A 13,858-nucleotide genomic window follows, 5' to 3' on the forward strand; every position below is an offset into this window, starting at 1 on the left:
CCCATGCCTGTTGAGTGCGACCTCAACGGATGGTGGCCGCCCGGCTGCGGCCTTGTCTCACAAGCGAACGATAACGCGCTAGGCGCAGTCACGTCCCTCTTCGCGAACATCCTCGAGAACTTGGCCTCCTGGCTGTGGGCCTTCATCACTGGCGCCTTCACCGTGTCAGACGTGGACGACTCCCAGTGGCTCTCCATCAGAGGGCTGACCAACTGGTGGGTCGTCGTCATGATGACGCCACTCGTGGTCGTGATGATTCTTCAAATCCTGTCTGGGCTGGTCAGTCAGCAACCGAGACGCATTGGCCGCGCAGTGCTCGGCGGAGCCGCCGCAATTCCTCTCGTCGGTGCCGCGGTCTATCTTGTCCGGCAACTGACGCGCGTCAGCGACTTAGCCTCAGCCGCGCTGCTCGACTCCATCGGCTCTGACCCCTACTTGGTATTCATGAGGCTCTTTGGCTTTGATCGGGCACCAGAAGGAGCAGGCCGGGAATGGAACCTGGTCTCTCTGGCGCCCGGGACTATCAGTGGCGCGCCGGGTGCTGTCGTTGTGACCGTGATGGCCGTCATTGTCGTGTGGATCTTGGCCTTCATTCTGATGTGCTCGATGATCTTCCGCTCCTTTGCGCTCGTCGTGTTGGCAGCCGTCGCTCCTGTCGCTCTCATGCTGCTGCCCTGGGATAAGACGAAGTCCTGGGCGCGGCGCTGGAGCGAGGTTGTCATCGCCCTGGTGATTGCCAAACCGCTCGCCGCGACAGTCTTGGCAGTTGCGGTGAAGCTGTTCGCTGAGTCCAAGTCCTTTGCAGGTCTGGCGGCCGGCGCGGTGGGTATGGCCCTTGCCTGCGGTGCACCTTTGATGGCCATGCGATTGGTGAGCTTTGCGGGAGGGGAACTGGCTGCAGCAGCCCAAACTGCAGGGGGTGGTCACATCCTGTCCCGTAGCAGCAGTGTGGCAGCCCGTCAGTTCAGCAGGCAGACCGGAGGAAGGCTCACGCTCGCGAACATGGTCAGTCGCTCGGCGATGACACGGCCGATCAGTTCAAACCGCAACATCTTACCGACACAAGTGGTGGCACCCGCCCCAGCCGGAGTAACTGCGGGCCAGGGTGAGGGCCAACTGACTCTTAGCACCGGACCCTCCATTGCAGCGCCCAATGTCCTGCACCAATCCGAGTCCTCCAGCTTCGGACGTGCGGCTCCTCAGGGACAAAGCAGCGTTGCTCCAGGGACTGCGCGGCAATTCCCACCCGGAGAAGCCCAACCGCGAGCGCATCCGAACCCAAGCGCACCAGGGCGATCACGCATCCGGCCGCTGAAACCAAACCCACCAAGAATCGACCCTCCGAACGGAGGCAATCCGCATGTCTGAAGACGCACGCGCCCTTGAGGCTGTCAAGTTCCCCAGGTACGAGCGCCGAGGGTTCTTCCTCGGGCTCAAGTGGTACCAGTTGCTGATCGTTGCCATGGGAGGAGCGGTCGCCATCGTGGCATCTGCCAGTGGCGGCCCGGCTGGCCTGTTTACCTCCGGGCCCATGTGGCTTGGGCTGATGCTGCTCGGGCTCCTCCAGTATTCGCGCATCCCTTATCCAGTCTGGGCAAAGCAGATCGCCCTGTACTTCTATCGCGCGGCGTCAGGACAGACACGTTTCCTCGCCAGGCCGGCAGCACCCCAACTGGCCGGGAGGCTCGCTCTCCCTGGCGGGGTGGGTAGCTTGGAAATCCGAACGACGGCCAATGGCGAATGCTTTATCGTTGACCGTCACGGCAGGGAAGCGATCGCGGTCTTGCGCTGCAGTACCCGGTCCTTTGCCCTGCTCGACTCGGATGACAAGGCGTGGGCTGTCCAAGCCTGGTCGCGTGTGCAGGCCGGCATAGCCCAACGGCCCGGAGTAGCCCGGGTTGCCGTTCAGGATTACACCGTGCCGTACCCGTCGTCTGCGCTCTGGGATTTCTACCGCGACAACGCGCAGCAGCCTCAGGACACGAAGCCAAGCTGGGGACAACGCGCCTACGAGGACCTACTGGGTGCCGCCGGGTCGACCATGAGCCATGAGCTCCTGGTGGCGATCGTTCTGGACACGAGCAAGTCTCGACGCCGGATCAAAGAGTCGGGCGGCGGGCTCACCGGCCTGGAGCGCGTCTTACGCCTGGAAGTTGAGGCAATGAAGACGTCGCTGGGAACACACAACGTGAACGTGGAGGAATGGGTTAGCGAGCCGGGCTTGCTCGGCGTCATTCGTGGTGCCTTCGATCCCGCCACTGTGCCGCCGGCCAACACCGCGGTGGCGGCAGCCCCGCCGTCGGACCTCCCGGCAAACAGGGAGGCAGACCACCTCCATCGCCACGGGCCCATGGCCGTGGAGGAACACTGGACCTACCTGCGCACCGACAGCGGGTTCCACCAGACCTTCTGGGTCGCCGAGTGGCCGCGGCAGAAAGTCTTTCCCGGGTTCCTTCATCCCCTGATCTACGTCGGCGAGTTCCGCCACACCTTCACGGAAGTCATCCGGGCGGTGCCCACGGCGGAGGCGCTGCGCGACATCCGCTCGGCGCAGGAAGCGCATGAGACCCGCCGGCGCATCAACGCCCGCTTCGACAGACCACTCACCCGCGAGCAAAAGGCCGAGGAAGAGGAAGTGATTCAGCGGGAGGAAGAGATCGTCGCTGGCCATGGCGACGTGAGGCCAGCGGCTTACATCACCGTCACCGCGTCCTCATTGGAGGACCTCGCGCGGCACCGCCAGGAACTGGAGTCCGCAGCCGCGGGAGCGTTCGTCGAGCTCCGTCTTCTCTACGGGCAGCAATGGGCCGCGTTTGTCGCCGGTGGGCTCCCTCTCGGAAGGGGACTGCGGTGAACAAGGGAACGAAAAGCTTCGAGTACCTTCCGTCCGGGAAGGACCGCCGGGAGCGGAAAGTACGACGGCGGACCGCGCCAGCCGCTGGGACCTCGGCTAACACAGCGCTCGCCGACAAACGGATTGACCTTGCGGCTCTTCGACTCCCGGGCGACTGGGGCAGCAAAGAGGCGAACTCCCTGCGTGGCCCACACCGGCTGCGACCCGCGCCGCACCGTGCCTCCACCATGACGTTCGCCGCCGCCTACCCCTTCCTCACCGAGTCCGGTCTGGGGCACGAAGGGACCTATATTGGCACGGACGTCTTCGGCTCCGGGGCCTTCTCCTATGACCCCTGGATCCTTTACGACAAGGGCATTATCAGCGGCCCATCCATTGTAGTGATCGGGACTGTGGGCACTGGCAAGTCGATGTGTGGCAAGTCCCTGGTGACGCGGTCCATCACCCTCGGCCGAAAGGCAGCCGTCGCATCCGACCCGAAGGGGGAATGGGTCGCGGTCGCCAAAGCAGTGGGCGGCAAGGTCATATCCGTTGGTCCAGGGCGGCCCGCACGGGTCAATCCGCTCGACGCCGGTCCCCGTCCCAGCGCCCTCACCGAGGCGCAGTGGCAAGCAGTGGTGAGGCAACGCCGTCGTTATCTCCTGGTGGCACTGGTCTCCCTCATGCGGCAGGGCACGCCCCTGCGCCCTGTGGAGCACACAGCCTTGGACATCGCCCTCATGGAGACGATGTCTGAGAACTCGAACCCCACGCTGCCCATGGTGCTGGACCACCTGCTCAAACCGTCCAGGGAGATGACCGCCCTGGTCGGCGTAGAGGGCGGGACTGCTGTCAGCCATTCCCTGCGGCGGACCGTATCGGGCGACCTTGAAGGCATGTTCGATGCGCCGTCCACGGTCGCCTTCGATGCTGACGCCCCGATGATGGTGATGGACACTTCGGCACTGATCGGGGCATCGGAGCAGGCGCTTTCACTGGCCGCCGCCTGCGGTGCCACCTGGCTGGAAGCGGCCATCACGAACCCCGACGGCGGGAAGCGGCTTGTGGTGTACGACGAGGGGTGGCGGATGCTCGCGGACCCGTACATGTTGGCGAAGATGAGCGAGCAGTGGCGGCTCGCCAGAACGTATGGGATCGCGAACCTGCTGATCATGCACAAGGTGGCGGACCTCAATGAGATCGGTGACAGCACCAGCGGACACCGGCAGAAGGCACTCGGCCTGCTGACTGAGGCTGATACCAGGATCATCTACCGCCAGAAACACGACGCAATGCGCCTGACCAAGGAAGCTCTCGGCCTGACTGAAGCTGAGTGTGAACACGTGGAGAATCTCCCTAAGGGCGTTGGACTCTGGAAGGTGGGGAACCGCTCCTTCATCGTCGCGAACCGCGTGACCACCGATGAGCTTGCTGTCTTTGGGACAGACGACAGGATGCTGTGAGGAGGCCGGGCAGCGCGCGGGCTGCAAGCGACAATCCGCTGGTCACAGCTGGGCTCATTGGCGCGGCGGCCTACGTGTGCCTTTGCGCGGCCGTCCAGGCTGCCGGTCACGTGGTCGTGTCGTGGCGATGCGGCACTACACCGTCGTCGCCCTTCAACCCAGCGGCCGCCGTCGGACTTCTCGCCAACCGGATGGACTGGATAGTGGCGCCGCGCTCCGGCTGTGTAGTCGGCACAGGCGCTGTTTGGTGGGCCTTGGCCCCGACGCTGCTTCTGCCGGCTGCGCTTACCGTTGGTGCCATTGTTGCCTTGCGGCGGTGGAAGCAATCCGGAGGGTGGCTGCGACAAGACATCCTGAACCGCGACGGCGTTGCCCGCCGCGCCGAGATCCTCCACGATTTCGGGGCAAGGGCTGTGCGGAAACGGGGGAAGTTCACCCGGCCCGGACTTGTGAACCCTACTGTGCAGGACGTGTCGTGGACGCTGGGCCGCTCCCGCGGCGTCACCGTTCATGTTTCCACGGAGGAGTCGATGGTGATCCAGGGGGCGCCGCGATCCGGGAAGGGCCTATATGTGGTCATCAACGCCATTCTTGATGCGCCGGGGGCAGTTGTCACGACATCGACGCGAGCGGACAACCTGGTGGTGACGATGAAGGCCCGGGCCTCCGGTGGTCGACCCGTGACAGTCTTTGACCCTCAAGGTATGTCGGGGATTCCGACGTCGCTTCGTTGGTCGCCTGTGCGCGGCTGCGAAGACCCGGACATTGCGACCCGGCGGGCATTGGTCATTACCGCGGACACCGAGATGAAGGGCGAGAACGCTGCGTGGCAGAAGCGCTCGCTGATCGTCCTTCAATGTCTTCTTCACGCTGCGGCGCTGTGCGGCGAGGGAGTGGCGGCATTCCGGCGCTGGTCATCCAGCCCGGTCCTGGCGCGGGAGGCGCTCGAGGTGCTGGGCCAGCCGGGCGCGGCGCTGGGTTGGCAGGCCGACCTGATGGGCATCCTGGAGGACGATCCGCGGAATACTTCTAACTCGTGGATCGGCGTTTCGGCGGCGGTGGCACCTCTCTCATCGCCCAAGGTGCGGGCCGCGCTGAATCCCCAGGACGCATCCGAAGAGTTCGATCCGAAAGCCTTCATCCGGGAACGGGGGACTCTGTATCTCATCGGCACTCGGGCGGGGGCAGCTGCTGCAGGGCCTTATCTATCGGCTCTGATTGACGACATCGACAATGCAGCCCGTGAGATGGCCTTCGTGTCACCAGGCGGGCGGCTTGAGCCACCGCTTTCCTTGATTCTGGACGAGATCGCCAATCTCGCCCCCTGGCCCGGGCTGCCTGTGGCGCTGTCCGACGGCGGCGGCATCGGGATCTCGACACTCGTCGTTTTGCAGTCCTTGTCCCAGGCCCGCTCAGGGTGGTCGATCGATGAGGCATCAACAATTTGGGACTCCGCGATCATCAAGGTGATCTTTGGCGGTGGATCCGACGAACGCGATCTTCGCTCCCTTGCCGGATTGCTTGGGGAGCGGAGCCTCACCCTCACCACGCGGTCCTGGTCTTCTGCGGGCAGGCAGGACGGGGAGCAGATACGCGAATTCCCGGTGATCGCTCTGGACGAGATCCGGCGCCTGCCTGCCGGAACGGCGTTGATGCTCGGGCGCCGGACTCGACCGATCCTGCTCGACCTACTTGAGTGGCACAAGCGTAAGGACGCAGGGGAGCTGCGCCGCTTGAAGGCAGAAATGGAGCGCATCTTGGCCGACGGGCACAGGGAGCGTCAGCAAAAGACAGAAGGGCCGCCGGATGCGCAGCCATGACGAGACTGAGGAGTTCGATGTCCCATCCGCGGGCTCCTTTGGGGACGACGAGATCACCGCGCAGCTCTTTCGATCCGCTTTTGGTGGTTCGGCGGTTACCAAGAGCGTGACCCGCCGGTGGCGGGAGATGACGACGGAGCAGTCCCAGGAAGCCTGGGGAACCCTTTTCTCTTGGGTGCGATGGCTCGTCGCGACATATCAGCTGACGACGTCGGTAGTTCCCGATTGCTGGTGGCGTCACCCTGAGATTGTGGCTGAGTTGTACGCGCTGCACCGCGCGGAGCTCGCCTCGTACACGCAGGACGACCCGGGCTTTGGTCCGCTCGCTTTCCACGAAAGGCTCCCGCACGCCGTCGAACGTCTCAGGACGCACACCCGCACCGCCGGGTGCGTCGGGTTGCAGGCGCACAAGGAGCCGGCGCCACGGATCCTTTCTGGTGATGACCCAGACTTTGTCGAGTGGCGGAAGGCTGCCCATCAACTGGTTGCGGACTTCTGAATCATGTCGCTGTTGGGGTGTCTAACCATGAATGGGTGTCTACGCAGCGATGCTGCGGTCCAAGAAGCATGAAGGGTGGCTGTCGTGGCCGCTATACCTGAAGTTCCACCTAGCACGTTGCCTGCCCAGGGCCTTCCGGAAGCCAGCGTCGGCGCTCGCCGCATGGCGCCCGAGGAGCGAATCGCCTCACTGATGGATGGCCTGCACTCGATCCTGGAGGAGGCAGTCGAGTCACCTTCACATTGGCAGGTCCTGCTGGATGCGTCAGCCAATTTGTGGCGGTACTCCGGTGGCAACGTCGCCGTACTCATGATGCAGATGGCGCAGCGGGGTACGGACGAGCCGACGCTCGTCGCAGGGTACAAGGAATGGGAACGACATGGCCGCACTGTCCTTCGGGGCGAGCGTGCCCTGTGGGTCATTGCACCTCGGACTGCCCGTGTGCAGCAGATGCTGCTGCCCGACGGTACGCGCCAGCGCATTCCTCTGAGTGACAAGCTTCCCGAGGGTGCTGTAGACGAAGGGAAGAAGACCCTCATCACGGGTTGGCGTGGCCAGGCCGTCTTCGATGTTTCGCAGACCCAGGGGGCTCCGCTGCTGGTTCCCAGGCCGAGTGATGCCCCGAACGTCGACGCGCCGCACTTATGGGAGCCGCTGGCTCGTGTTGCCCGCACGCGCGGCTTCTCTATCCAGGTCACCGATGCCCAGTTTGGTCTGACGAGCGGCTTTACGGATTTCGCCCAGCGCCAAGTACAGGTGGGAGGCTGGCTGAATGCGGAGGAGCGCGTGGCCGTGCTGGCGCATGAGCTGGGTCATGTTTTGCTGCACGGGCCCGACGACAAGGTGGGAAAGCTGTATGGAAGCAGTTTGGACCACCGAGGTCTTGCTGAAGTCGAGGCTGAGTCTGTGGCCTACACGATCCTTAAGGCTCATGGCATCGACCGGGGCCCTCAGTCGGCAAGCTACCTGTCCGGCTGGGCTGATGCCGTTATTGAAGCGGAGCATTCAGCCGCTGTGCGCAGCTCTTCTGCGAAGCAACCCGCGTCTCGGGTGGACATAGCGAAGTCAGTCCTGGGCAGGGTCACGGCGGCAAGTAAGGACATCCTCGAAGTCACGAATCCTCCGGGTTTTGGCGGGAAAGTTCCCACTGCTGAAGCCCCGCCCCGGGTGCAAGGCCAGGATTCGTATGGTGTCCTGCATCAGCCGGGCGGGCCTTCTCGGGGGTTGGAGATTTCCGGCCCGTAGGGCGACCGCGAAGTGTTGGACGGGAGAGCCCCGTTCGCGAAAGAGAGGGCAGAAGATATGAGTACCAAGATCCCGGTCAACATCGCCGGAAACCTCGTCGCGGACCCTGAACTCACCTACGGTGAGTCCGGCGTCGCCCATGCGAAGCTACGCGTCGCTGTCAACCAGCGCATCCAAGGCGCAGACGGAAACTGGCACGACGGAGAACCTGTTTTTCACAACGTCTCCGCATTCCGGGCGCTCGCAGAGAATGCATCAAACTCCCTCAAGAAGGGGGACCCGGTCACGGTGTCGGGTGAACTCGAGTTCCGCGCCTTCGAAAAGGATGGCGAGAAGCGGGAAGCCCGCCGGATTGTGGCCGAAACCATCGGCCCTGACCTCCGGTTCGGCACGGCCGCCTATCAGCGCTCCCCGCGCGCGGCAGCCGGACCAGAGGCCGCGGTCGACGCGAGTCTGCAAGCGACGCCTGAAGCGGCTCAACCTGCTTACAGCATCGCGACGAAAGGCCCGGTGGCAGTGCCCCCTTTAGGCGGGCCGGCGCGGGCTGACATGAGTATGTAGCTGACCGCTGCTGGAATCTGATGGCCTGATCCTCTGTGGGACCAGGCCATCACTTTGTGAACGATTCGCCTGAATACGAAGACGTTGACCGTTCGCCCCGAGCTCCCAACGTGCAGCCGTCACTGGGCATCTTTCGGCCGGCGCTCTACGACAGTCGGCGGAATTGTCCAGGTTTGACTTGCACCATCGTCGGCAGAGCAAGTTGGACGGGTGCGGCACCGACAGGTTCGTCGAGCAGGTCGTTGACCGACGTCTGCCCTTTCAGCTCCCCTGAGCTGTCCCTTTCCATGCCCATGACCCTAGGCATGTCCGGGTGGCGTGGTTTTCTTAGACACGCGCGGCGTTACCTGATACTCACAAGAACACCACCGCAAAGTCTGCGAACTACAGCGCACTACTGCCCTTCCATTCTTCGGGCTTTACCCGTCTGATGCTTGAGGAATGAGCCCACCCCATGTGGTACTTGCCGGAAGAGTCCAGCCATTCGATGAGGCCGTACTTATGGGTCCAACCGACGGCTTTGCCGTAAATTCCGCTGACGTAAACGAGCGGCCGCCCATACTTTGGGAAATCTCGGATGGGTGCTGGGTCATCTATTGGCCGGGTTGCTTCGGCGTCCAGGCGCATCATCATTCGCTCGACATCTTCGGGGGAGCCGGACTTGATCATGAAGTAATATTAGAACATATATTCGAATGTTTGAATCGACCCAGCGTCGTGACGGGGGGCGCGCTTAGGGCTGCCGGCCTTCAGCGGGAGCCCAGGCTAAGCAGTCGGCGGCTCGAATGAAGTACGTCTCTGGCCATGGCGTGCCGGGCATTACTTGAGTGAGGTCGGGGGCGATGAGCAGGACGGATCCTGGCCATAGTGGTTCGGGTAGGGCTTCTATCCAGGCATGCTGAACGTGGTTGAAGCGGTTCCACATGATGGTGACCCATGAGCCGGTGGGTTGCACCGCATCGACGCTGAGGAGGGTCACCTCGGTGGTGGTTCCGTTGTTTATTCTGGCATCGTTGAAGGACCGCCATCTGGCCTCGGCGTTAGCTGCCCAAGCCCGTCGTTGTGCCTGTCGCTTCCACCAGAGCCATGAGAGCAGCAGCGCCATGGCGAGCAGCACGCTCGCCACAAGGATCTCGATCACGGCGGGTAGTTCAGAAGCATCAAGGCTGAGCGGAACGAAGGCAAGGAGAATAAGAACAACCGCGCTGGTCAACACCAGTCCGGTTGTCGCGACCCTGGGTTTTACTGCCGGGTTTACGACCATTCGTTTGCCTCTTTCACCAGCTTAAAGCTGCCAGCCGGCACTTGTAAGGACGACTTGCGGTGGCAGGGACAAATCTTCGGAAGCGAAACGCGACTCTGGTGTCGTAGATCTGGATCGGGCGTTTTCGATTGTTTCGTTGAGACGGGCTCGCTGAGCCGCTTGTTCCCACTCGTAGTCTGCTGGTGCCCGGCCTAACGGCAGGGGAGAATCGGGCAGCGCCCACCGATCCCTGTAGACGGCAACGTCCCGAATGAGCTGCCACATTGCGGCGCTGGTGGTGCCTCCGACGGCATCGAGCAAAGCGCGTTTCCATTCAGGATCATCCCTCAGCGCTGTCACGCTCACGGTCTCCGTTCTTCGGGATATTCGTGCCCTGACCTGCTCAATCATCTGCGCCAAGTCGGGACGCGAAATGGTGAGCTTTTCAGCCAGAGGTTCCGGGGCCGCGGTCGTTCTCCCTTTGCTGACCCGGCGTAAGCGCATGCTCAAGACAGCGCAGCGATCATTGGCACTGCTGGTTTCCTGGCAGAACTGGCTCAGTATGCGCTCGGTACCCTGCCGGCTGGTGGCTGTGGCTTTTCGCCATGCCGCGACAGCTGCGCCCCACGACGGAGACTCTTCGAATTCCTGGGAGGCGCCAGGAGTAAGATCGTCCAACTGCTGCCTAAGGTCCAGTCCAGCCGCGATCTGCGCGAGATAGTCATACTCCGCGCAGAGCCGCTCAAGGCTGTCCGACTTCCTGCGCTCCGTGTCACTCACCTCGTGCGCGGTACGCTCAGCGCCTTCCGCAGCGAGTACCTCGCCAAGAATTCCCTGCCACGACAGCTCCTGGGACGGGTCGACGGCAGGATGGTCGGTGTCGTCACCTTCGCTGACGTAGGCAAAGTTGCCGGCGCGGCCACGTGTCATGCTGACGTACAGCAGCTCGCGAGTGAGCCGGCCCTGAATGACTACGGTGTGGCCGGTATCCACCGTGATGCCCTGGGAACGGTGTGCCGTTGTTGCATAGCCAAGCTCGACCGATGACTCGAGGTATCCCCGGGGGAGTAGGACGTTCGCGCCTGTGTCCCGGCGGCGCGCAAGCAAGGAGCCACGACGCTGACTAGTGCCTTCAACGTCGAACAGCGTTCCATTCCGGACGAAGTCACCGTTGCTGTCAACAAGCTTCCGGTCATTCCCGCGGGCGATGATCGTGTCACCAAGACCTGCATGGAGGCCGTCGCTGAGAAGCATCGTTTGTTCAGGGTCCACTTCACCCTGCGCAACTCGGTCCGCCTGGGCGCGCTCGTTCAGCATGCCGACCGTTTCATTGTCGGCCGCAATGAGGATCGACGACTTTCCTGTTCGTGTATCTGCGTGCCATGCGAGGTAGGCCTGGTCAGCCATAGTCAGGTAGCTGCCGTGCCGGATCCGCCCATGGTGTGCATAGTCGTCGATGGCTGAGTAGTCACCCTTCCGGAGCTTGAGGGAGGATGCACGTTCCCACTCTTCATGGAATCTCCAAATGGTGCTGAGGCGTGTTGCCTTACCTTGCCGGTCCAGCCAACCAAGAACGCCGCCGGCGTCGATCGCATCCAGCTGTCCCGGGTCACCCACCAGCAGGATCTTCGCGCCTGCGTCCTGTGCCTGCTGTACGAGAGCCGCCAGTTGGAAGGTCGAAACCATCGAAGCCTCATCGATAATCACTAGCTGATTCGAATGGAAACACCATCGTTGCTGCGTGGCAGCAAGCCGTGCAGCCTCCTGCGCTAATGCGATGCTCCGGCGCTCGCCGAAAGGAGTCCTGGTCAGTTGCGTCTGGACACTGAAGAAGCGCCCGGCCCTCGAACTAGCCCCCTGGCCGGCCGACTCGTGCAGCCACTTGCTGACGTTCTCCGTGGCCATGGCGAGTTCGCGACCCAGAACCTCCGCGCTGGCCGCAGCCGGGGCCAGCCCGACAACGCTGCCGGCGCCGTACTCCGCTTCCCACACGGCCTTCACCGCGCCCAACGTTGTCGTCTTTCCCGTGCCCGCTGGCCCCACGATGGCGTCGAGCCGGTTGCCGCTCAGGACCACCTCGGCAACCGCGGCACGCTGGTCGGAGTGAAGCACTCGGCTCTCCGGCTCTTGGACTTGGTCAAGGAGGCCCATGATGACGTCGGCGCGGACTGTCGGGCCGCCGTCGTCGTTTCTTGCTGCCATGACCGCGTCCTCACAGGCGAGCGTGGACGTATCGGTGTAGAGGCGCGATCCGTGGAAGTCGAAGACGCTTCGTGGTCCGAGCCTCAGGTCTGCCTCGGTGTGGGCAGGGACCGTGTAGCGGTAAGCATTCAGCGGCACGGACTGCTGCTCGGCTGCGGTGGCGATGGCGTCCATGAGCGTGTTCCGGTCCGCCGCCGTACAGCACCGCACCTGAGCGCAGACGCGTTCGGCTTCCGCAAGGAGATTCCAGCGATTCCAAGTGGAGCGTTTGTGGGCCACCCGCTGACGTGTCAGGGCTGCGACGGCGTAGATCCAGTCAGAGGTGAAGTCAGTGAGGCCAAACGGGGCAATTCTATAGCGGTTGATCGTTGCCGCGATGACGTCGTCCTGTGGGAATCCTTTGGCGGTGGCGCGTGCCTTCCATTCTCCGGATAGCTCATGCAGGGGAGTGGGGAGCTCGGCCTTGGGGACACGCGTGGCCAGGGTCGCTTGCTGCCGCAGCTTGATGACCGTTGCTGAGGTTGGCGGATGGCCGTGTTCCTTTGTCCACTCCGCGACGAGGCGGTCTGTTTCCACGTTGATCAGCCGGGACCGGTTGGAGAACTCGCGGATGAGGTCCTCATCGATCCCGGTGAGCTGCTGGCTGGGGTTGTGGGTGTTGATGACTGGAACGCGGATGTCGGTGGCGGTTCCAAGTTCACGGTGAAGGGCGTCAAACAAGAGGCCGTTGTAGTGCTCGCTGGCGGCGACGGCAGCCTTGTATAGGGTGCGGGAGTCTAGGGTCACCCAGGCTCCGTCGGTGTTGCGCTGGATGCGGTTGGCGATGACAAGGTGGGTGTGAAGTTGCGGGTCGCCGGTGCGTGATTCCCAGTGGTCGAAGGCGGCGGCGATGGCGCCCCTGGTGCCGACGTGTGCGACGCCGTTTCGGCCGGCGCGCGTGTGGATGACTTGCTCTTCCAACCATGCGAGCGTCGCTTTGACTGCCTCGTGGTGGGTGCGGAGAATTTGGTCTTGCAGGCTTCGAGGGCTGAGAGCCCAAAGGACCGAGACGGACTTTGGCACGCTGAAGGTCAGGTCGAAGCCTACGACGGCGTGCCTGACGGTGGGTGGGCCTGTTTTGTTTTCGACGGCGGTAGGTTGGCTGTGCGGTCGGCCCAGTAGGGCGTTGGTATCGGGATGTACGGCTGCATCGAAGACGGCCTTTGCATCCGTTTCTGTGACGACATCGCCGGCAGCTCTGTTGATGCCTGGCAGTCCGCTGCCGATCCAGCGCCCCTCGGGGGTCCCGGCTTTCATGTAGTAGGTGGTGGCGTCCGTGGGAGTGGTGATGAGATCGTCCATCATCGTGGTCTTGAACAGGTAGCGGAGGCCTGACTGCGCGGATAGCCGAGCGATGGACATGGTCATGGCTGCGCCGCTCTTGCTTGGCGCTTGGATGGATGCCATCCGCGGCGGTCGAGAATGTTCAGCGTCCTGGCGTCGAGAGCGACGCCTTTTGCGTTCGAAAGCGAGACAAGCCAAGCTGCGAGATGCGCGAGGTCCTGCACGTTAGTTCTTTGAGCGCGCTTCATCCGGACTACCTCTGCCTGCAGGACGTTATTGCTCTGGCGCAGCTCTGAGTTCTCAGCCTCGAGCAGATCCACCTCGCAGGATTGCGAACGGAGCTTGGACTGGAGAATCTCGACACGACGCTGGCAGATCCTGGTTCTAGTTGCCAGCTTGCGCTTCAAAGCCTTCAGCTCGTCCTTGAGAACTACGGCTCCTGCGTCATTCCTTACCGGTACGGCGGGACGGCGGGCAGCGCGACGCATCCGGTCCCGCTTCCTGTTGCCGCAGCGGATCGAACAGAAGCGTTGACCCTTGCGGGAAGGTTCGAATCCTATCGTGCACTCTTCGCAATTCTTGATCACGAACGTTCATAGGATCGGGAACCGGTTTCGACATGACGAGACGTGAGCTATCCTCACGCTGATGACTTTGGATGCCAGAGGT

Annotated in this window: 11 protein-coding genes; 7 read left to right on the forward strand and 4 right to left on the reverse strand. The window is 63.0% G+C overall.

Features of this window, described 5'->3' with window-relative positions:
• Positions 1–3: 3 nt before the first annotated feature.
• From ACFWIX_RS08285 to ACFWIX_RS08315, 7 genes are all read left to right on the forward strand, one after another.
• Positions 4–1,368, forward strand: a complete 1,365-nt coding sequence (locus tag ACFWIX_RS08285) for a type IV secretion system protein (RefSeq protein ID WP_377215645.1) — start codon at positions 4–6, stop codon at positions 1,366–1,368.
• On the forward strand, positions 1,361–2,854 hold the full coding sequence (locus tag ACFWIX_RS08290) for an SCO6880 family protein (protein ID WP_377215646.1): 1,494 nt from the start codon (positions 1,361–1,363) through the stop codon (positions 2,852–2,854). The genes ACFWIX_RS08285 and ACFWIX_RS08290 overlap by 8 nt, the downstream gene beginning before the upstream one ends.
• Positions 2,851–4,296: an ATP-binding protein gene (locus ACFWIX_RS08295; RefSeq protein WP_377215647.1), complete on the forward strand. Its 1,446-nt coding sequence runs from the start codon at positions 2,851–2,853 to the stop codon at positions 4,294–4,296. Before ACFWIX_RS08290 ends, ACFWIX_RS08295 begins: the two co-directional genes overlap by 4 nt.
• Before the next feature lie 191 nt (positions 4,297–4,487).
• Positions 4,488–6,116, forward strand: a complete 1,629-nt coding sequence (locus tag ACFWIX_RS08300; RefSeq protein ID WP_377215903.1) for a type IV secretory system conjugative DNA transfer family protein — start codon at positions 4,488–4,490, stop codon at positions 6,114–6,116.
• Complete coding sequence (locus ACFWIX_RS08305) at positions 6,103–6,615, forward strand: hypothetical protein (RefSeq protein WP_377215648.1); 513 nt, start codon at positions 6,103–6,105, stop codon at positions 6,613–6,615. The genes ACFWIX_RS08300 and ACFWIX_RS08305 overlap by 14 nt, the downstream gene beginning before the upstream one ends.
• Before the next feature lie 162 nt (positions 6,616–6,777).
• On the forward strand, positions 6,778–7,860 hold the full coding sequence (locus tag ACFWIX_RS08310; RefSeq protein ID WP_377215649.1) for an ArdC-like ssDNA-binding domain-containing protein: 1,083 nt from the start codon (positions 6,778–6,780) through the stop codon (positions 7,858–7,860).
• Between the two features lie 57 nt (positions 7,861–7,917).
• The gene (locus ACFWIX_RS08315; RefSeq protein WP_377215650.1) at positions 7,918–8,421 is read left to right on the forward strand and encodes a single-stranded DNA-binding protein; all 504 of its coding nucleotides are present in this window, start codon (positions 7,918–7,920) and stop codon (positions 8,419–8,421) included.
• 384 nt (positions 8,422–8,805) lie between these two features.
• Here ACFWIX_RS08315 and ACFWIX_RS08320 read toward each other — a convergent pair whose 3' ends face one another.
• The 4 genes from ACFWIX_RS08320 to ACFWIX_RS08335 form a co-directional block, all read right to left on the reverse strand.
• A complete protein-coding gene (locus tag ACFWIX_RS08320; RefSeq protein WP_377215651.1) occupies positions 8,806–9,090 on the reverse strand; it encodes a hypothetical protein in 285 nt (94 codons plus the stop codon).
• Between the two features lie 64 nt (positions 9,091–9,154).
• Positions 9,155–9,685: a hypothetical protein gene (locus tag ACFWIX_RS08325; protein WP_377215652.1), complete on the reverse strand. Its 531-nt coding sequence runs from the start codon at positions 9,683–9,685 to the stop codon at positions 9,155–9,157.
• Positions 9,686–9,706: 21 nt separating this feature from the next.
• Complete coding sequence (gene mobF / locus ACFWIX_RS08330) at positions 9,707–13,312, reverse strand: MobF family relaxase (protein WP_377215653.1); 3,606 nt, start codon at positions 13,310–13,312, stop codon at positions 9,707–9,709.
• Positions 13,270–13,776 (reverse strand): hypothetical protein, encoded by a 507-nt coding sequence (locus ACFWIX_RS08335; RefSeq protein WP_377215654.1) that lies wholly within the window; start codon positions 13,774–13,776, stop codon positions 13,270–13,272. The genes mobF and ACFWIX_RS08335 overlap by 43 nt, the downstream gene beginning before the upstream one ends.
• Positions 13,777–13,858: the final 82 nt, after the last annotated feature.

It is taken from the genome of Pseudarthrobacter sp. NPDC058362, assembly GCF_042723515.1.
Taxonomy (GTDB): Bacteria; Actinomycetota; Actinomycetes; order Actinomycetales; family Micrococcaceae; genus Arthrobacter.

What these genes read in the sequence shown, in the direction of transcription:
- ACFWIX_RS08285 (WP_377215645.1), top strand. Translation starts at nt 4, where the DNA reads ATGCCTGTTGAGTGCGACCTCAACGGATGGTGGCCGCCCGGCTGCGGC.
- ACFWIX_RS08290 (WP_377215646.1), top strand. Translation starts at nt 1,361, where the DNA reads ATGTCTGAAGACGCACGCGCCCTTGAGGCTGTCAAGTTCCCCAGGTAC.
- ACFWIX_RS08300 (WP_377215903.1), top strand. Translation starts at nt 4,488, where the DNA reads ATGGACTGGATAGTGGCGCCGCGCTCCGGCTGTGTAGTCGGCACAGGC.
- ACFWIX_RS08305 (WP_377215648.1), top strand. Translation starts at nt 6,103, where the DNA reads ATGCGCAGCCATGACGAGACTGAGGAGTTCGATGTCCCATCCGCGGGC.
- ACFWIX_RS08310 (WP_377215649.1), top strand. Translation starts at nt 6,778, where the DNA reads ATGGCGCCCGAGGAGCGAATCGCCTCACTGATGGATGGCCTGCACTCG.
- ACFWIX_RS08315 (WP_377215650.1), top strand. Translation starts at nt 7,918, where the DNA reads ATGAGTACCAAGATCCCGGTCAACATCGCCGGAAACCTCGTCGCGGAC.
- ACFWIX_RS08320 (WP_377215651.1), bottom strand. Translation starts at nt 9,090, where the DNA reads ATGATCAAGTCCGGCTCCCCCGAAGATGTCGAGCGAATGATGATGCGC.
- ACFWIX_RS08325 (WP_377215652.1), bottom strand. Translation starts at nt 9,685, where the DNA reads ATGGTCGTAAACCCGGCAGTAAAACCCAGGGTCGCGACAACCGGACTG.
- mobF (WP_377215653.1), bottom strand. Translation starts at nt 13,312, where the DNA reads ATGGCATCCATCCAAGCGCCAAGCAAGAGCGGCGCAGCCATGACCATG.